Here is an 18,463-nt window from a genome sequence, read left to right as displayed (position 1 = left end):
ATTCCGTGACCGATACCGTGAAACTCGTCAGCCTCGCCGTCGCCGCACCCGAACATGTCATTCTGCAAAAACAGGCGGTCGAAGCCTCGGCCCGGCTGTTTGCCGACCGTTTCGAGGATTTCCGCCATCTTGCCCGCGTCTTCGATAGCGCCGGCATCGTAAAGCGCCATGCGGCGCGGCCGCTTGCCTGGTTCGACGAGCCGCATGGCTGGCAGGACCGGATGCAGGCCTATGCAGAGGTGGCGGGCGGGCTTTTCGTCGAGGCTGCCAGCTCGGCTCTTCGCCAGGCAGGGCTTGAGGCCGGGGATGTCGACTGTGTCGTGACCGTGTCCTCCACCGGTTTTACGACGCCGAGCCTCGATGCGCAGCTTGCCCGCAGAATGGGTTTCAGGACCGATATCGAGCGCGTGCCGGTCTTCGGGCTCGGCTGTGCGGCCGGCGTGTCGGGTTTTGCGATCGCCTCGCGGCTGGCGCAAAGTCGACCGGGCGCCGTCGTGCTATTCGTCTCGATCGAGCTCTGCACGCTGGCCTTCCGGCTGGACGAGCTGACGCGGCCGAACATCATCGCGACAGCGCTTTTCGGCGACGGCGCGGCCGCCTGCGTGCTGCGTGCGGGCGGAGACGGGCTGGCGGAGGTGGAATCGACCGGCGAACATCTCTTTCCCGACACGCTCGATATCATGGGCTGGAAGATCGACGATGGCGGCTTCGGCATCGTGCTGGCGCAATCGCTGCCGCCCTTTGCCGAAAGGGAGCTCGGGCCGGCAGTGACGGCCATTCTGGCGCGCAACGGGCTGAGGCCGGAGGATATCGGCCGCTTCATCTGTCATCCCGGGGGCATGAAGGTGCTGGCCGCGATGGAAAGCGCGCTGTCGATGGCGCCGGGCACGCTCGATCACGAGCGCGCCGTGCTTGCCGAATACGGCAACATGTCGTCGCCCACCATCCTGTTCGTGCTGGAACGGGCGATCCGCGCCGGATTGCCGGAGCGTGCCGCGATGATCGCCATGGGGCCGGGCTTTTCGGCGAGCTGCGTGACGCTGCGGAGGGTGGCATGATGTGGCCATCGATCGCGCTTCTGGCCTTCGTGACGCTGCAGCGGCTAGGCGAGCTCGTGCTCGCCCGGCGCAACACCGCCGCCCTTCTCGCCAGAGGCGCCAGAGAGGTGGCAGCAGAGCACTATCCCGCCATGGTGGCGCTGCATGCCGGCTGGATCATCGGCCTGTGGCTGCTCGCACTGGGCAGGCCGGTCGAGTTCTTCTGGTTTGTCGTGTTCATGGGGCTGCAGGTGCTGCGGCTCTGGGTGCTGGCGACGCTGAAGGGCCGCTGGACGACACGCATCGTCATCCTGCCTGGTGCGCCGCTCGTCCGATCCGGGCCCTATCGTTTCCTGCGCCATCCGAATTACGCGATCGTCATTGGCGAGATCGCCGCCCTTCCCCTCGCCTTCGGCCTGCCGCTTTACGCGATCGTCTTTTCGCTGCTCAACGCGCTTATCCTCCATGTCCGCGTGAAGGCTGAAAATGCCGCACTGAAAAGCGCAATGATTTTGAAATGAATGCGATTTTTCGTTTGCGCCGCATCATCGGCAAGGGCATTTTCACCCCGACAAACAACGCGGAATGCAGGGGAAATGACGAAGAACGCAATCGTGCTCGGCGCCGGCATCGTCGGGGTTTCCACGGCCATCCATCTTCAGCGGCGCGGCCGGCAGGTGACGCTGATCGACCGCAAGGATCCGGGCAACGAAACCTCCTTCGGCAATGCCGGCCTGATCCAGCGCGAAGGTGTCGCGCCTTACGGCTTTCCCCAGCAGCTCGGGCTTTTGCTGCGTTATGCGCTGAATAACCGCATCGATGCGCATTATCACCTGCGCACGCTGCCGAGCCAGATCGCCTTTCTCGCCCGCTACTGGTGGAACTCCAATGCGCGCCGCCACGCGCTCATCACCCGGGCTTATGCGCCGCTGATCGAAAATTCGATTGCCGAACACAAGGACCTGATCGAAGCGTCGCAGGCTGAAGCGTTGATCCGCAAGGATGGCTGGATCAAGCTTTTCCGCACGCAGGCCAAGCGCGACGCGGCTCTTGCGGAGGCAGCACTTTGGCAGAATGAATTCGGGGTGGAGTACGACAGCCTGGCTCCGGCCGATATCGCCCGCATGGAACCTGATCTTTCCGGCGATTTCGCCGGTGCTATCCGCTGGCGCGACCCCTGGTCGGTGCTCGACCCGCATGCGCTGACATCGGCCTATCGCCGCTATTTCGAAAGCCTCGGCGGCCGTTTCGTCACCGGGGATGCCGCCTCGCTCGGTCCGTTCGGCTCCGGCTGGAAGATCATGACGACAGAGGGTCCGCTCGAAGCCGAGGATACCGTCATAGCGCTCGGCCCCTGGGCGGCCGTTGCGACGCGCCGGCTCGGCTATTCCCTCCCACTCGGGGTCAAACGCGGCTATCACATGCATTATGCCGCCGAGGGCGATGCCGTGCTCAACAACTGGATGCTCGATGCCGAACGCGGCTACTTGCTGGCGCCGATGAACCGCGGCATCCGCCTGACGACCGGGGCGGAGTTTGCAACGCTCGACGCGCCGAAGACGCCGGTCCAGCTCGACCGGGCCGAAGCCGTCGCGCGCACCATCTTCCCGCTCGGCAGGCGGCTCGATCCCGAGCCTTGGATGGGTGCTCGCCCCTGCACGCCCGATATGATGCCGGTTATCGGCAAGGCGCCGCGCCATCAGGGCCTGTGGTTTGCCTTCGGCCATGCCCATCACGGGCTGACGCTCGGGCCGGTGACGGGCCGCGTGCTTGCCGAACTCATCACCGGCGAGACGCCGTTCATCGATATTGCGGCCTATTCGCCGCAGCGTTTCAAGCCGTGATGCCGAGAGCAGAGAGACCTTTGAGAGCGGTCGCCGCGATGCCGTCCACCGTGTCGTCGATATCGACGGTGACGACGCCCGGCTCGCCCGTGGGCACCTCAAGCGTCGCCATCTGGCTTTCGAGCAGCGAGACCGGCATGAAATGGCCCTTGCGCTCGCCCATCCGCTTCGTCAGCAGCGCCTTGGAGCCTTCGAGATAGACGAAGAACAGATTGCCGCCGACAGCCGCCCGCAGCCGGTCGCGATAGACGCGCTTCAGCGCCGAGCAGGAGACGATGATGCCCTCGCTCTTGTCAAGCGAGGCCTGCATGTCCTCGCCGATTAGGTCGAGCCAGGGCATCCGGTCCTCATCCGTCAGCGGAATGCCCTTCGACATCTTTTCGACATTGGCGGCCGGATGAAGCGCATCGCCTTCGACGAAGGCCTGGTGCAGGGCCTCGGCGAGCTTTTCGCCGACGGAGGATTTGCCGCAGCCGCTGACCCCCATGACGATGATCGCATGGGGTTTGTTCATCTGCTCCGACATGATTCCTCCCAATCGATGTTTCCCGCTCAATCGAGCGGGAAGTGACAGGCATATTGTTGTGCGCCCTCTCCCCTTAATTCGGGAGAAACCTGGCGGCAATGGTCCTGCGCCTTCCAGCAGCGCGGATTGAAGTGGCAGCCCGACGGCGGCTTCAACGGCGACGGCAGCTCACCCTGCAGGCGGATGCGGCTCTTCTCGCGGTCGGGATCGGCAATCGGCGTGGCCGACAGCAAGGCGGCCGTATAGGGATGGCGTGGCCTGGCGAAGACCTCGGCGGCGGGACCGGTTTCGACCGGGCGGCCGAGATACATCACCATCACCTCGTCGGCGATATGATGGACGACGGACAGGCCATGCGAGATGAAGAGATAGGCAAGACCCATCTCCTTCTGCAGGTCCATCAAGAGGTTCAGCACCTGCGCCTGGATCGACAGATCGAGCGCCGAGACCGGTTCGTCGAGCACCAGCACCTTCGGCCGCAGCATCAGGGCGCGGGCAATGGCGATGCGCTGACGCTGGCCGCCTGAGAACATGTGGGGATAACGGCCATAATGCTCCGAACGCAGGCCGACGCGCGCCATCATCTCCTCCACCTTGCGGCGGCGGGCGGCGGCGTTGAGATCGGTGTTGATCTTCAGTGGCTCTTCGAGGATCGAGCCGACCTTCTGGCGCGGGTTGAGCGAGCCGTACGGATTCTGGAAGACGATCTGCACCTGGCTGCGCAGGCTGCGGTCGCCGACATTGGCGGGCTTGCCGTCGATCAGCAACTGCCCTGACGTCGGATCCTCGATCATGGTGACCAGGCGGGCGAGCGTCGACTTGCCGCAGCCGGATTCGCCGACGACAGCGAGCGTCTTGCCGGAATGGAGGCTGAAGCTGACGCCGTTCAGCGCCTTGACGGTGGCGTCGGCTTTGAAGAAACCACGGTTGACGGTGTAGAAGCGGGCGAGATCCCTGCCCTCGAGAACAGCATCCGTCATACGAGGTCTCCTGCAGTTTCAACGGCCATCACGCCCGGATGGCCGAGCGGCTTGCCGTCCTTCAAAGGATAGTTGCAGAGCGCCAGGCCCAACTCCGGCCCCTGACGAACGACGCCGCGATCGCATTCGACCGTGGCGAAGCCGCAGCGCGGCGCGAAAAGACAGCCTGTCGGGCGACCGTGCTGACCGGGCACGACACCGGCGATCGAGGGAAGGCGCTGGCCGACTTTGGCGCGTTCCGGGAGGGCCGCAAGCAGGGCTGCGGTATAGGGATGATGCGGATCGCGGAAGAGTGCCCTCACCGGCTGCTCCTCAACCTTCTGGCCGGCATATTGCACCTGCACGCGCTCGGCGGTTTCGGCGACGACACCCATGTCGTGGGTGATCAGCACCAGCGCCATGCCCTGCTCCTTCTGCAGGCGAACGAGCAGATCGAGGATCTGGGCCTGGATCGTCACGTCGAGCGCGGTCGTCGGCTCATCGGCGATGAGCAGCTTCGGATTGCAGGCGAGCGCCATGGCGATCATGACGCGCTGGCTCATGCCGCCGGACATCTGATGCGGGAAGTTCGACAGGCGGTCTTCCGGCGCCGGAATGCCGACGAGATTCAAGAGCTCGATCGAGCGTTGGCGGCGTTCCTTGCGGTTGAGGCCCATATGAAAGCGCAGGGTCTCACCGAGCTGGAAGCCGACCGTGAAGCACGGATTGAGGCTCGACATCGGCTCCTGGAAGATCATCGCCATATCCTTGCCGACGATCCTGCGGCGCTGCCGGGCGGAGATGCCGCGCAGATCCTTGCCGTCGAACTGCAGACGGTCGGCGGTGATCTTCGCTGTCCAGGGCAGAAGCCCCATCAGCGCCAGCATGGCAACGGATTTGCCCGAGCCGGATTCACCGACGACCGACAGGATTTCGCCTTTGTCGCAGGCAAGCGACACGCCGTCGACGGCGCGGAACAGACCGGAAGAGGTCTGGAATTCGACAGTCAGATTTTCAATCTCGAGGAGCGACATCACGACCTCTTCAGTTTGGGATCGAGCGCATCGCGCAGGCCGTCGCCCATCAGGTTGATGGCGAGGACGGTGATGAGGATGGCAAGACCCGGAAATGTCACCACCCACCAGGCGCGCGAGATGAACTCACGGGATTCGGCCAGCATCGTACCCCATTCCGGTGTCGGTGGCTGGGCGCCCATGCCGAGAAAGCCGAGGGCGGCGGCATCGAGAATCGCCGCCGAGAAGGCGAGCGTCGCCTGAACGATCAGCGGCCCCAGACAGTTCGGCAGGATCGTCTTGAACATCAGCCGGAAGGTGCCGGCACCGGCGACACGCGAGGCGATCACATATTCCTTCTCGCGCTCTGAAATGACCGAGGCGCGCGTCAGGCGCACGAAATGCGGCTGATTGACCAGCGAAATCGCGATCATCGCGTTGGTGAGGCCAGGCCCCAGGACGGCCACCAGCACGAGCGCGAGCAGTAGCGACGGGAAGGCCAGGATGATGTCCATCAGGCGCATGATCGCGGTGTCGACCTTGCCGCGGAAATATCCGGCGATGAGGCCGATCAGCACCCCGCAGATGACCGAAAGTGTGACGACGACGACGCCGATGAAGAGCGAAAAGCGCGCGCCATAGATCAGGCGCGAGAGGATATCGCGGCCGACGGCATCCGTTCCGAGCGGGAAGGAGGCGCTGCCGCCCTCCATCCAGGCCGGCACGGCGAGCAGCACCGCGCGGTTCTGTTCGTTCGGCTGATGTGGCGCAAAGAGCGGTGCGAGGACTGCGACGACCAGGATGATGGTGAACACCACGAGGCCGATGACGGCGCCCTTGTTGCGAGAGAAATAATGCCAGAACTCCGCAACAGCAGATGGCTGACCGGTTTTGACGGTGACGGTGCTCATGAACCGCTCCTAATGACGAATGCGCGGATTGATGAAGCCGTAGAGAACATCAACAATCAGATTGACCAGCATGATGACGCCGGCGATCAGGAGAAGGCCACCCTGGACCACGGCATAATCGCGCTTGAACACCGAATCGACCATCCATTTGCCGATGCCCGGCCAGGAGAAGATCGTCTCGGTGAGGATGGCGCCGGCAAGAAGGACGCCGATCTGCAGGCCGATCGTGGTAATGACGGGGATCATCGCATTGCGCAGCGCATGCACGCCGACGACGCGCAGCGGCTTCAGGCCCTTCGAGCGCGCCGTGCGGACATAATCCTCGCCCAGAACCTCGAGCATCGCCGAACGCGTCTGGCGGGCGATAACGGCAAGCGGGATGGTCGCCAGCACGATGGTCGGCAGAATGAGATAGCTGACGGCCGAGGCGAAAGCGCCCTTCTGGCCTGACAGCAGGCTGTCGATCAGCATGAAGCCGGTGACCGGCTTGAAGAAATACATCAGTGAGATGCGACCGGAAACCGGCGTCCAGCCGAGATAGCCGGAGAAGAAGATGATCAGCAGCAAACCCCACCAGAAGATCGGCATGGAATAACCGATGAGGGCAACACCCATCACGCTCTGATCGAACCAGGTGCCACGCTTGACGGCCGCAAAGACGCCGGCGGGCACGCCAAGACAGACCGCGATGATGATGGCACAGAGCGAAAGTTCCAGCGTTGCCGGGAACAAAGTGAAGAACTCGCCGAGAACGGGCCGCTTGGTGACGATCGAGGTGCCGAGATCGCCGTGCAGCACTTTTACGATATAATCGAAATACTGCACATATATGGGCCGGTCGAAGCCGAGATCGTGCATGATCTGGGCGTGACGTTCCGGCGCCATGACACGTTCACCCGACAGAAGCATGACCGGATCACCGGGAATCAGGCGGATGAACGAGAAGGCAATGAGCGAAACGCCGAGAAACGTCGGGATCAGCACCGCGAGGCGGCCGATGAAAAAACGCAACATAGCAGGTTTTCCAATAGTTTCCGGCGGTCAGGGCAACCTGACCGCCGGCCGCACCCGGCGTTGACCGGGTAGTTTACAGATTTTTTATTATTCGGAAATGTCCACGCCGTCGAAACGGTGGATGCCGAGCGGATCCATGAAGAAGCCCGAGACCTTCTTGCTCATCGGAACGAAGACCAACGAGTGGTCGAGCGTATTCCAGGGAGCTTCCTTCTTGAAGATCAGCTGAGCCTGCTCATAAGCCTTGGTGCGCTCGGCGACGTCGGCCGTCTGCTTGGCCTTCGTCATCAGATCGTCGAACTCCTTGTTGCACCACTGCGCGCGGTTGTTGCCGCCGACAGCGTCGCAGCCAAGCAACGTATCCATAAAGTTGTCGGGATCACCGTTGTCGCCAGTCCAGCCGAGGATGACGGCACCGTCGCGATTCTTGTCGGACGAGAGCTTCAGATATTCGGCCCATTCATGGGTGACGATTTCCGCATCGACGCCGACCTTGGCCAGGTCGGCCTGCATCAATTCGGCGGCGCGACGCGCGTTCAACATGTACGGACGCGAAACCGGCATTGCCCAGATCTTCATCTTCAGATCCTTGACGCCGGCATCTGCCAGCATCTTTTTCGACGCATCGGGATCGTACTTGTCGTCTACGACGGCATCGTTATAGGACCACATCGTCGGCGGGATCGGGTTCTTGGCAACGGCCGCGGCACCCTGGAAGACGGCATCGACGATCGCCTGCTTGTTGATCGCCATGTTCAGCGCCTTGCGGACTTCGGCCTTGTCGAATGGAGCAATCAAGGTGTTGTAGGCGAGATACGAAACGTTCAGGCCGGCCTGCTCGAGCACGGTCAGGTTCTCGTCCTTCTTGAGTTCGGCGACGTCAGCCGCATTCGGATAAGGAATGAGGTGGCATTCACCGGCTTTCAGCTTCTGCGCGCGGACGGCGGCGTCAGAGGTGATCGCGAAAACCAGATCGTCGATCTTTTCCTTGCCCTTGAAATAGGTCTCGTTGGCCTTGTAGCGGATGACGGCATCCGGCTGGTAGGCGACGAAGGTGAACGGGCCGGTGCCGAGCGGCTGCTGGTTCATCTGCGCCATTTTGCCGTCGGCGGCGAGCTTGTCGGCATATTCCTTGGAGACGATCGAGGCGAAGTCCATGGCGAGGTCGGCGAGGAACGGCGCTTCGGGATGGTTGAGCGTGAACTTGACGGTGAGGTCATCGACCTTCTCGACCGACTTGATCAGCTCCGGGAAGCCCATGCCGGCAGCATATTCGTAAGAGCCGCCCTCGACATACTTGTTCCAGGGATTGTCAGCCTTGAGCTGGCGCTCGAACGAGAAGATGACATCGTCAGCATTGAAGTCACGCGTCGGCGTGAAGAAGTCGGTGGTCTGGTACTTGACGCCCGGATGCAGCTTGAAGGTGTATTCCTTGCCGTCGGCCGAAACGCTCCAGCTGTCGGCCAGGCCCGGCTCGATCTCGGTGCCGCCATGCTTGAATTCGACGAGACGGCTATAGACCGTGCGCGACGACGCGTCGAAGGTCGTGCCTGCCGTGTAGAGGCTCGGGTCGAAGCCTTCCGGCGAGCCCTCGGAGCAATAGACAAGGGTCTTTGACCAGGCCGACGTCGCCATGACGGAAATCAGGGCCGTCGCTGCCAGGAGGACAGAGATCTTTTTCATAGTATTGTTTCCCGGTTGTTCTTTTTTGATGTTTGGAGATCGTAGAATGGCATCACGATCGACGGTTGATGGAACGATATTTATCTACTGAAAGCAACGGGCTACGGAGAAAAATTTTCCAGCTGGACAATTTTAGAAATTTTCAGTCAAAAATCAGCCGCATTTGGAAATTTTCGGACAAAAAAGACCGGAATTTTGTCGCATTTGGTATAAAAGCGCCGCCATCGCGACACGCGGACGCCATCCCCCCGCATTTCCGAGACCGGGAGACGCCGCAAAAACAAAAACCGCGGCTGCTGGAGCAACCGCGGTTCAGAAGCATGATCTGCGCTTAGAGCGCCGTGCGTCCTTTCGGACGCACAAGGGATAGTTCAGGCGGCGGGGACAACGATCGCGGGTTTGCGATATTGCTGCTCACCGGTGATTCCGAGAAGGAAATTGATCTGCGGACGGGCCTTGACGAGGTCGTCAATGGAATATTCCGAAAGCACGGCGAAGAAGGCGTTGAGCGCCTTGCGCAGCGCCGAATTCAGGCCGCAGCTGTCGACCAGCGGGCATTCGACCTCACCGTCATCCTCGAAGCATTCGGCCATGGCGAAACTGTCTTCCGTGACCCGAACCACGTCGAAGAGGGTAATGTCGGCCGCCGGCTTGCCCAAGCGCACGCCGCCGTTGCGACCGCGCACGGTCTCGACCAGACCCGCCTTGTTGAGCGGCTGGAGAATCTTGAAAAGAAAGAGCTCGGAAACACCATAGGCCTTGGCGATTTCCGGAATCCGGCTCAAGTGCCCGTCGTTGGCAGCACAATACATCAACATGCGAACCGCATAGTTGGTCTGCTTCGTCAACCGCATGCCATTCTCCTGACTCGTGCCTGTTCAGACCTATATAGGCGGTTTGCTAGTTTTGAACAATTCCAAAATATGAAATTCGCATTCAGCTTATGAGGCCATTTGCCGCGACGTCAATCCGCCCCCATCACGGGGGTCACGCGACCGGCAACTCATCTGAGAACAACGCCACCAAAAATCAACAACTTATAATCGAAAAATTCGGGGGCCGAAAGGCCCCCGAATTGCAGATTGCAGATTGGAATGTCGTGAAGATCACTTCATCGTCGGCATGACGAACTCGGCGCCACTCTTGATGCCCGAGGGCCAGCGGGCGGTGACCGTCTTGGTCTTCGTCCAGAACTTGATCGAATCCGTGCCGTGCTGGTTGAGGTCGCCGAAGCTCGATGCCTTCCAGCCGCCGAAGGAATGGTAGGCGAGCGGAACCGGGATCGGAACGTTGATGCCGATCATGCCGATATTGATGCGCGAGGCGAAATCGCGGGCGGCATCGCCGTCACGGGTGTAGATGGCGACGCCGTTGCCGTATTCGTGCTTCATCGGCAGCGACAGCGCTTCCTCATAGTTCGCGGCGCGGACGACGGAGAGGACAGGTCCGAAGATCTCGGTCTTGTAGATGTCCATCTCGGGCGTGACGTGGTCGAACAGGCAGCCGCCGACGAAATAGCCGTCTTCATAGCCCTGGAGCTTGAAATCGCGGCCGTCGACGACGAGCTTGGCGCCTTCCTCGATGCCGCGGTCGATCAGGCCGCGGACACGGTTATAGGCATCCTTGGTGACGAGCGGGCCCATGTCGGCCTTGTCATCGGTGTAGGGGCCGATGCGCAGCGATTCGATCTTCGGCGTCAGCTTCTCGACGAGGCGGTTGGCGGTTTCTTCGCCGACCGGAACGGCAACCGAGATCGCCATGCAGCGCTCGCCGGCCGAACCATAGCCTGCGCCCATCAGCGCGTTGACGGCCTGGTCCATATCGGCATCCGGCATGATGATCATGTGGTTCTTGGCGCCGCCGAAGCACTGGGCGCGCTTGCCGTTCATTGCCGCCGTGCCATAGACGTAGCGAGCGATCGGCGTCGAGCCGACGAAGGAGACGGCGCCGATATCGGGATCGGTAAGGATCGCATCGACAGCACCCTTGTCGCCGTTGACGACGTTGAGAATGCCGGCGGGCAGACCGGCCTCGATCATCAGTTCGGCGAGACGGATCGGCAGGGAGGGATCACGCTCGGAGGGCTTCAGGATGAAGGCGTTGCCGCAGGCGATCGCCGGCGCAAACATCCACATCGGGATCATGCCGGGGAAGTTGAAAGGGGTGATGCCGGCGCCGATGCCGACCGGCTGGCGGATCGAATACATGTCGATCGCCGGGCCTGCGCCCTCGGTGAATTCACCCTTGGCGAGATGCGGAATGCCGCAGACGAATTCGCAGACTTCGAGGCCGCGGATGACGTCGCCCTTGGCATCCTCGATCGTCTTGCCGTGTTCCTTGGAAATCAATTCGGCAAGTTCATCCATGTGCTTGTTCAGGAGTTCGACGAACTTGAAGAAGACGCGGGCGCGGCGCTGCGGATTGGTGGCAGCCCATTTCGGCTGCGCGGCCTTGGCGTTTTCGACTGCGGCGCGCAGTTCCTCGACGCTTGCAAGCGCGACCGTCGCCTGCACTTCGCCGGTTGCCGGATTGTAGACGTTGCTCACGCGGCCGCTGGTGCCGGCAACATGCTTGCCGCCGATGAAATGACCGATCTCATGCATGGGTGTTCCTCCTGTTTTTGGATGACCGACAATCGCACTTCAATTTGCACAAATCAATGCGCTGATATAAGGAACTGTTGTGCGTAGATTGTAGTCCTGTCGTTGCATCGGGCCTGCTGCTTACAAACTTGGCACGGCACGTCGACAAGTCAAATCCCAAGGGGAGGTCAAACCGTTGAGCCGGAAACCCGTCGTCAGAATGGCGGAGCTGGAGATCGCTCCGGAGACGCTGGAAACCTATAGCGCATTGCTCGCAGAGGAAATCGAGGCATCGGTGGCGCTGGAAGACGGCGTCCTTTCCCTCTGCGCCGTTTCCATCAGGGACCACCCAAACCGCATCCGTATTCTGGAGGTCTACACCGACCAGGCGGCATATGAGGCCCATCTGCAGGCACCGCATTTCCTGAAATACAAGAACCAGACGGCGGGCATGGTGACATCGCTGGCGCTGATCGAGGTCGATCCGATCGCCATGCGTGCCAAGCCATGAACTGGGACGATGTGCGTATTTTCCTGGCCGTCGCCCGCACCGGGCAGATCCTTGCCGCCTCGAAGCGGCTGGGGCTCAATCACGCCACGCTCTCGCGCCGGCTGACGTCGCTGGAAGAGGCGCTGAAGACACGGCTTTTCATCCGCCGCACGAATGGCTGCGAGCTGACGGCCGAAGGCGAAGTGTTCCTGGCATCCGCAGAGCGGATGGAAACCGAAATGCTCGCAGTACAGGCCAGCCTCGGCCACACCGATACGGCTATTGCCGGGACCGTGCGCGTCGGCGCGCCCGATGGGTTCGGTGTATCCTTCCTGGCGCCGCGCATAGGCAGACTGATCGAGCGCCATCCGGAACTGAAGATCCAGCTCGTACCCGTGCCGCGCTCTTTCTCGCTGTCGCAGCGCGAGGCCGATATCGCCATCACGCTGGAGCGGCCGGTACAAGGCCGGCTCGTCTCTTCCAAACTCACCGACTACACGCTCGGCCTCTATGCCTCACGCGACTACCTCGCCACCCAGGGCACGCCCGGCGATATCGAGGCGCTGAAGGCGCATCCGCGCATCGGCTATGTCGAAGACCTGATCTTCACCGCCTCGCTGAATTTCTCCGGCGAGGTGATGCGCAGCTGGGATGCGAGCTTCGAGATATCGACGGCGATCGGGCAGACGGAGGCGGTGCGATCAGGCGCCGGCATCGGCATTCTGCACGATTATATCGCCCGGCAGTATCCGGAGCTCCAGCGCATCCTGCCTGAAATTTCGATCCGGCGGGCCTACTGGACGACCTATCACGAAACGGCGCGCGATCTCGTGCGCGTCAGGAGCGTTGCCGATTTCCTGCAGGAACTCGTCAGCGCCGAGCGCCATATTTTTCTTTAAACGTCCCGCACGTGCTTTGCCGGCTCGTCGTTCTCGTCCGGGTTCGGAACCGGCGCCTCGTCGGGCAGCCTGTCCGGCTCCGGTTCCGTGATCGGAGGCACCGGCTTCCAGCCGGGTGCCGGCATCGGCGGCTGGTCGGGAATGGGTTCGTTGGGCACGGACATGACCGCCTCCCTTTCATGATCTTGGTTTGACGCGATGTTCGGGACTATTTGTCCGGCTTCAGCGATTCGGCAGCGCGCATCGGCATGCTGTCGATGATGGCGAAGAGCTCGCCATCGGTGATCGGCTCGCTGGCCTTCAGCTTGACAGTGCCGTCCTTGCCAACAAGAAAGGCCGCGAACTCGCCCACATCGGGCGCCTGGAGATCGCGGCGGATCGCTTCGCCGTCGAGACCATCGGGGGCACCGAAGAGCGGCCGAACGCCGGCGCCTGATATCTTCAGCACCACCAGGTCACGCTCATCGAGGGCCGAGCGATCGGCCAGCAGCTGGTTCTCCTGGCGGGCGGCGCGGGCATTGTCCCTGTCGGCGAAAACAACGAAAACGCGGTTCTTCCACTGGAACGCAGCAAGGCTTTCGACCGGCGCATAGGCGCTGTTGGTCTGATCGATCTTGGTCGCACCGTAGAGAAGGGTTTTCGACATGCGTATCTCCCGTTAACTGGAGAACGGCGCGGGCCGGCATGGGTTCCATCGAAACGGCGGGAACCGGGTTTTCATTCTGATCGTGGGGGAAGAAATGGTACGGTTGGGGGGTCTCGAACCTCCGACCTCAGGTGCCACAAACCTGCGCTCTAACCAACTGAGCTACAACCGCATAAATCACGCTTGGCGCGACGGGGGTCACATACGAGGACTTGGCGATGAATTCAAGCCCCCTTCCTCGTCAATATACAAAAAGGCTGGACGCGAGGTCCAGCCTTTTGTCTGCGATCGGTAAAAGACCGATCAGGCGACCTTGAAGGAAGCCAGGGCCTTTTCGGCGGCGTCCTTGGAAGGCTTTGCGAGCTTTTCGGCCACCTGCTTGGTGGTTTCCTGGATCGACTTCGCCTGCTCGACAGTGAGTTCGGCCTGCTTGCGGATGAAGGAGGTCTGCAGTTCGAAGAATTCGGCGGCGGACTTGACGCCGAGCAGCGCTTCGAAGTGCGACAGCGAGTTCTCGGAATTGACGCGCAGGATGTCGATCGCCTTCAGGCCGATCTCAACGCTGCCGGCCTGAGCCGTCTGGACGGTGGCTTCGAGCGTCTTGCCGGCTTCCTCGCCAGCGGTCTTCAGCTTGGCATAGGCATCCTTCGACTGCTGGGCGCCCTTTTCGGCGAAATCACGGAAGGATTCGGCGAACTTGGACGGGTCGAAAGAAGCAATTGAAAAAACGTCATCGGTCTTTATGGTAGCCATGGGTCGCATCCTTTGGGCTGAGGCAGTCGCTGCCTTCGATAGTTGGGATGATGCTTATATAAGACATATCATTGTGCATTGCAACAATTATTGTGCGATGCACAAGACGTTAACCTTTCCGGCCGAAAACACCCTGCTCTTCTGGACCGGCATGCCACCCGCAGTTATTAATAAGCCGTTAATTTAAGAAGGCCGACAGCGACAAGGTTCGAACATGCCCGCAGTCCAATATCCGTTCATCGATATCGCCGTGCATGCACGGGTGCGGGAACGCTTTTCACGCGGCGAGGCGATGGTCCTGTTTTCGGCCGATCTTGCCCGCCTGCTCTGGGCAAACGGCGCAGGTGCGGAGCTTTTCGGCCATTCGGCGGTCTATGACCTGCTCGACCAGGGCGTCGACCGGGGCGACATTACCTTCCGCCAGCTGGAAACGGCTGCGCGCCAGCTTTCCGATATCGGTGACAACAGAAGCCTGATGATCCGCGTCGCCAAGGGCTTCCAGCGCGCCCAAGTGCAGGCGGCCGCCGAACTGATCCGGCTCTCCTCAGGCGAAAAGGCCATCCTGTTTTCGGTGCCGGTCTCGGCAAAGCCATTGGCGGCCGGCGCCTCGGCGGCGCAGATGCTGCAAGGGCTTGATGATCCCGATACGCATATGGCGGTGATCGGCGCCAATGGCGAAGTCATCGCCGCTTCGCCGGGCTTTGCGTCGCTCGGCATATCAGAGCAGACCGCAAAGACCTTGATCAATCTTGCCGGCGCCCATCCCGACCGGCTGGTGAAGCGTCCCGTCGCCACCACCAGAGGCAATCTTCCGGCCGCCTTCGGCAAGCTCAGCGACGAGCCGGCGCTCCATCTGCTTTTTGCCGTGGAGGCCGCGATCGGCGATCTCGACCCGATCGATGCCCCCGCGCTCGACCCGGTCGATGCGCCCGCGCAGGAGGAAAGCGTGCCGGCCGCCGAACTGCTTCAGGACGAGCCTGCCGTCGCCACCGGCTTCACCGAGATTATCGACGCGGTCTCGGGGATCGAAGAGGTCGAGGAGACGCTCGAGGACATCACCGGCGAAAACGAACAGCCGGCCGAGACAGCAGCGGCATCCGAAGACGAGGCGGTCGAAGAGGCTGGTCTCGCCGGACATGCCGAGGTGGCGAGTGACGTCGGTGTGATCGATAGCAGCGCGGATGGGGCCGACAAGCCTGCCGCGACCATCGAGGACGACCTTGCCTCCTTCACCGAGACGGTGGAAACGGCCGTGGCGGAGCCGTCTGCCGAAACCCACGAAACGCCTATCGAAGATGCGCCGGAAGCGGTTCATGAAGAGCCCGCCATCGCAACGCCTGTGGTCCCCAACGCTGCCCCTGCTCCTGAGCTTGCGGCTGAGCCCGGCTTCGTCTTCAGGCCGAATAGCCGCGCCACGCGCTTCGTCTGGAAGATCGACGCCGATGGCTGCTTCACCGAGGTCAGCCACGAATTTGCCGAGGCCGTCGGTCCACATGCGTCCCACATCATCGGTTCGGCCTTCGGCGATGTCGCCGCCCTTTTCAACCTCGATCCTGACGGCAAGCTTTCCGAGGCGCTCGCCCGCCGCGACACATGGTCGGGCAAGACGATCCTCTGGCCGGTCGAAGGCACCAGCCTCGTCGTTCCGGTCGATCTGGCAGCACTGCCGACCTATACCCGCAACCGCGACTTCGACGGCTTCCGCGGCTTCGGCGTCGTCCGGCTTTCGGACGCGCAGGAAGATCCGCTGGCGCTCGGCCTGACGCTTGGCCCTGATGGTATCGGCCATGATGCCGCGAGCCTCGGCCCGGTGGCCGATGAAGCGGAAGCCGCGTCCCAGGAGGTCCCGGCCGAAACCATCGTGTCGGAAGAGATCGGCGACCAGGCGTTTGTGGCAGCCGAACCGGAGACCGAAGAGACGGGATCGGAAGAGATCACGGCCGAAGAGGCGATCGCCGAGACGTCAGCGCCGGAGAATACAGTAGAAGAACAGGCGACGGGCGCCGACGAAGCACCTGCCGCCGGGCCGGCAGCGGATCTTTCGGACGAGCCGCCGGCGCTTCGCATTGCCGAGACGCCCAATCGCCGTTTCTCCGACAAGATCGTTCAGCTCCACAATACCAGCGCCGGGCTGACGGCCGCCGAACAGGCGAATTTCCGCGAGATTGCCAAGCGCCTGGAAGCCTTCGGCACGCGCAAGGAAGAGCCCGCCGCTCCAGCGCCGATGGAACCCGCAGCCCCGGCGTCGGCGGCACCTACCGTGACGGCGGCGGTGGAATCCGCCGTCGCGGAAATGGCGAGCTTCGAAGGGGCCTCTGGACATGAAGAGTCCGAGGCCGAAACTCCCGGCGACAAGGCTGACATCGCCTCGCCCGAGGAAATCGCGCCGCAAGAGGCGATCTTCGAGAATGCCGTCGAGGCCGAGCGCGAAGACGACGTCGTCGCCGAGGAGCCGGCTGTTATCGCCGAAGACGAGGCGACGGAAGGACTTGAGGAGACGGTCAGCCAGATCGAGGTTCTCACAAGCTTCATCCCGCCGCGCGTCAAGATGACCGACGGGCTTTCGGTGGGAACGGTCGACCAACTGCCTGTCGCCGTGCTCATCCATATCGGCGATGCGCTGATCCATGCCAATCCGGAATTCATGCGGCTGACGGGCTATGCTTCGCTCGACGCATTGCGCGAGGTGGGCGGCATCGAAGCCCTGCTGCAGCGCCGCGAACTCGAGGAGAAGGCGGCCGGCTCCAGCACCATGATGCTGGTCAAGGCCGATGACACGCTGGCGCCGGTGACCGCCCGGCTGCAATCGGTGCGCTGGGAAGATGCCAACGCGTTGATGCTGGCGCTGATGCCGGTCGAAGGCAAGGATGACAGCCGCAGTGAAGCAAGCCGCTCCGAGGGCCGTTTCGAAGCCCGTCCCGAGCGGATGGTCGAGAAGGTCGCCAAGCTTCAGGTCGAAGTGGAGGAATTGCGCTCGATCCTGGAAACGGCGACCGACGGCGTCGTCGTCATCGGCACGGAGGGCGACATCCGCTCGATGAACCGGTCGGCGAGCGCGCTTTTCAATTACGACGAGCAGGAGACGCGCGGCAAACCCTTCGTCATGCTGTTTGCCCATGAGAGCCAGAAGGCGGTCCTCGACTATCTGAACGGCCTCTCCGGCCATGGTGTGGCCAGCGTGCTGAACGACGGACGCGAAGTGATCGGCCGCGAGGCGGCCGGCGGCTTCGTGCCGCTGTTCATGACCATGGGCCAGCTCACCTCCTCCAATGGCTACTGCGCCGTCATCCGCGATATCACCCAGTGGAAGCGCACCGAAGACGAGTTGCGCAACGCCAAGGGTGCGGCCGAAACCGCCAACGCCCACAAGACCGATTTCCTCGCCCGCGTCAGCCACGAGATCCGCACGCCGCTCAATGCGATTATCGGCTTTTCCGATATGATGGCGGGCGAGCGCTTCGGGCCGATCGGCCATCCCCGTTATATCGAATATGCCAACGACATCGGCCGCTCCGGCCGGCACGTCCTCGATATCGTCAACGATCTGCTCGACATTTCGAAGATCGAGGCGGGCGAGATGGACCTCGATTTTGCCGCCGTCGGCCTCAACGAGGCGGTTTCCGAAGCCGTGGCGCTGGTGCAGCCGCAGGCGAACGGCCAGCGCGTCATCATCCGCACGGCGCTGTCGCATGCGGTGCCCGAAGTCGTGGCGGATCTGCGCTCGATCAAGCAGATCGCGCTCAACATCCTGTCGAACGCCATCCGCTTCACCCCGTCGGGCGGGCAGATCGTCGTTTCCACCGCCTACGAGGCCAATGGCAGCGTTGTCTTGAGGGTCCGCGATACCGGCATCGGCATGACGCGCAGTGAACTCGACCAGGCGATGAAGCCGTTCAGGCAGGTCTCTTCGACCCAGTCGCGCCACCGCGGCGACGGCACCGGGCTCGGCCTGCCGCTGACCAAGGCGATGGTCGATGCCAACCGGGCGGTGTTCTCGATCAATTCGGCGCCGAACGAGGGCACTCTCGTCGAGATCACCTTCCCGTCGCAGCGGGTGCTGGCCGGCTGATCGGCGCAAAAGGAAAGCGATCACCATAAAGAAAAGG

Annotated in this window: 17 protein-coding genes and 1 tRNA gene; 6 read left to right on the top strand and 12 right to left on the bottom strand. The window is 62.2% G+C overall.

What is annotated here, in order from left to right:
- Positions 1-5: 5 nt before the first annotated feature.
- The 3 genes from FHT75_RS06020 (at position 6) to FHT75_RS06010 (ending at position 2,881) form a co-directional block, all read left to right on the top strand.
- Positions 6-1,058 carry a type III polyketide synthase gene (locus tag FHT75_RS06020; protein ID WP_063476364.1) on the top strand — a complete coding sequence of 351 codons (1,053 nt, stop codon included), beginning with the start codon at positions 6-8 and terminating at the stop codon, positions 1,056-1,058.
- Entirely contained in the window at positions 1,055-1,558 is a 504-nt protein-coding gene (locus FHT75_RS06015; protein ID WP_047613672.1) for an isoprenylcysteine carboxyl methyltransferase family protein, read from the top strand. The genes FHT75_RS06020 and FHT75_RS06015 overlap by 4 nt, the downstream gene beginning before the upstream one ends.
- A 75-nt stretch (positions 1,559-1,633) precedes the next feature.
- Positions 1,634-2,881, top strand: coding sequence for an NAD(P)/FAD-dependent oxidoreductase (locus tag FHT75_RS06010; protein ID WP_047613671.1), 1,248 nt, complete (start codon positions 1,634-1,636; stop codon positions 2,879-2,881).
- On the opposite strand, the gene FHT75_RS06005 is transcribed toward FHT75_RS06010, so the two are convergent.
- The 8 genes from FHT75_RS06005 to FHT75_RS05970 all read right to left on the bottom strand — a co-directional run bounded on the left by FHT75_RS06005 (position 2,871) and on the right by FHT75_RS05970 (position 11,590).
- Positions 2,871-3,407, bottom strand: a complete 537-nt coding sequence (locus tag FHT75_RS06005; protein WP_210299023.1) for a gluconokinase — start codon at positions 3,405-3,407, stop codon at positions 2,871-2,873. The genes FHT75_RS06010 and FHT75_RS06005 overlap by 11 nt on opposite strands.
- 26 nt (positions 3,408-3,433) lie before the next feature.
- On the bottom strand, positions 3,434-4,387 hold the full coding sequence (locus FHT75_RS06000) for a peptide ABC transporter ATP-binding protein (protein WP_063476362.1): 954 nt from the start codon (positions 4,385-4,387) through the stop codon (positions 3,434-3,436).
- A complete protein-coding gene (locus tag FHT75_RS05995) occupies positions 4,384-5,400 on the bottom strand; it encodes an ABC transporter ATP-binding protein (RefSeq protein WP_063476361.1) in 1,017 nt (338 codons plus the stop codon). Before FHT75_RS05995 ends, FHT75_RS06000 begins: the two co-directional genes overlap by 4 nt.
- On the bottom strand, positions 5,400-6,290 hold the full coding sequence (locus tag FHT75_RS05990) for an ABC transporter permease subunit (RefSeq protein WP_063476360.1): 891 nt from the start codon (positions 6,288-6,290) through the stop codon (positions 5,400-5,402). The genes FHT75_RS05995 and FHT75_RS05990 overlap by 1 nt, the downstream gene beginning before the upstream one ends.
- A 9-nt stretch (positions 6,291-6,299) precedes the next feature.
- Positions 6,300-7,304: an ABC transporter permease subunit gene (locus tag FHT75_RS05985; RefSeq protein WP_018244875.1), complete on the bottom strand. Its 1,005-nt coding sequence runs from the start codon at positions 7,302-7,304 to the stop codon at positions 6,300-6,302.
- 87 nt (positions 7,305-7,391) lie between these two features.
- Entirely contained in the window at positions 7,392-8,987 is a 1,596-nt protein-coding gene (locus tag FHT75_RS05980; RefSeq protein WP_018244874.1) for an ABC transporter substrate-binding protein, read from the bottom strand.
- Between the two features lie 371 nt (positions 8,988-9,358).
- Entirely contained in the window at positions 9,359-9,841 is a 483-nt protein-coding gene (gene rirA / locus FHT75_RS05975; protein WP_028758280.1) for an iron-responsive transcriptional regulator RirA, read from the bottom strand.
- A gap of 252 nt (positions 9,842-10,093) precedes the next feature.
- Complete coding sequence (locus FHT75_RS05970; protein WP_028758281.1) at positions 10,094-11,590, bottom strand: CoA-acylating methylmalonate-semialdehyde dehydrogenase; 1,497 nt, start codon at positions 11,588-11,590, stop codon at positions 10,094-10,096.
- A 175-nt stretch (positions 11,591-11,765) separates the two neighbouring features.
- Here FHT75_RS05970 and FHT75_RS05965 point away from each other — a divergent pair, with 175 nt between their 5' ends.
- Positions 11,766-12,080 carry a putative quinol monooxygenase gene (locus FHT75_RS05965; RefSeq protein ID WP_028758282.1) on the top strand — a complete coding sequence of 105 codons (315 nt, stop codon included), beginning with the start codon at positions 11,766-11,768 and terminating at the stop codon, positions 12,078-12,080.
- Positions 12,077-12,958: a LysR family transcriptional regulator gene (locus FHT75_RS05960; RefSeq protein ID WP_063476359.1), complete on the top strand. Its 882-nt coding sequence runs from the start codon at positions 12,077-12,079 to the stop codon at positions 12,956-12,958. Before FHT75_RS05965 ends, FHT75_RS05960 begins: the two co-directional genes overlap by 4 nt.
- On the opposite strand, the gene FHT75_RS05955 is transcribed toward FHT75_RS05960, so the two are convergent.
- The 4 genes from FHT75_RS05955 to FHT75_RS05940 all read right to left on the bottom strand — a co-directional run bounded on the left by FHT75_RS05955 (position 12,955) and on the right by FHT75_RS05940 (position 14,357).
- Positions 12,955-13,122, bottom strand: a complete 168-nt coding sequence (locus tag FHT75_RS05955; protein ID WP_088930367.1) for a hypothetical protein — start codon at positions 13,120-13,122, stop codon at positions 12,955-12,957. The two genes, FHT75_RS05960 and FHT75_RS05955, sit on opposite strands and share 4 nt — an antisense overlap.
- 44 nt (positions 13,123-13,166) lie before the next feature.
- On the bottom strand, positions 13,167-13,604 hold the full coding sequence (locus tag FHT75_RS05950) for a DUF4174 domain-containing protein (protein ID WP_063476358.1): 438 nt from the start codon (positions 13,602-13,604) through the stop codon (positions 13,167-13,169).
- A gap of 95 nt (positions 13,605-13,699) precedes the next feature.
- A tRNA-His gene (locus FHT75_RS05945) sits at positions 13,700-13,776 on the bottom strand.
- 131 nt (positions 13,777-13,907) lie between these two features.
- Entirely contained in the window at positions 13,908-14,357 is a 450-nt protein-coding gene (locus tag FHT75_RS05940; protein WP_063476357.1) for a phasin, read from the bottom strand.
- Positions 14,358-14,571: 214 nt separating this feature from the next.
- Between FHT75_RS05940 and FHT75_RS05935 the strand changes: the two genes are divergently transcribed.
- Entirely contained in the window at positions 14,572-18,426 is a 3,855-nt protein-coding gene (locus tag FHT75_RS05935) for an ATP-binding protein (RefSeq protein ID WP_063476356.1), read from the top strand.
- Positions 18,427-18,463 lie beyond the last annotated feature (37 nt).

Origin of the sequence: Rhizobium sp. BK112 (assembly GCF_014193215.1) — a bacterium.
In the GTDB taxonomy this organism is placed as follows: domain Bacteria; phylum Pseudomonadota; class Alphaproteobacteria; order Rhizobiales; family Rhizobiaceae; genus Rhizobium; species Rhizobium anhuiense.
This window is presented reverse-complemented; position numbering and strand designations above follow the sequence as displayed.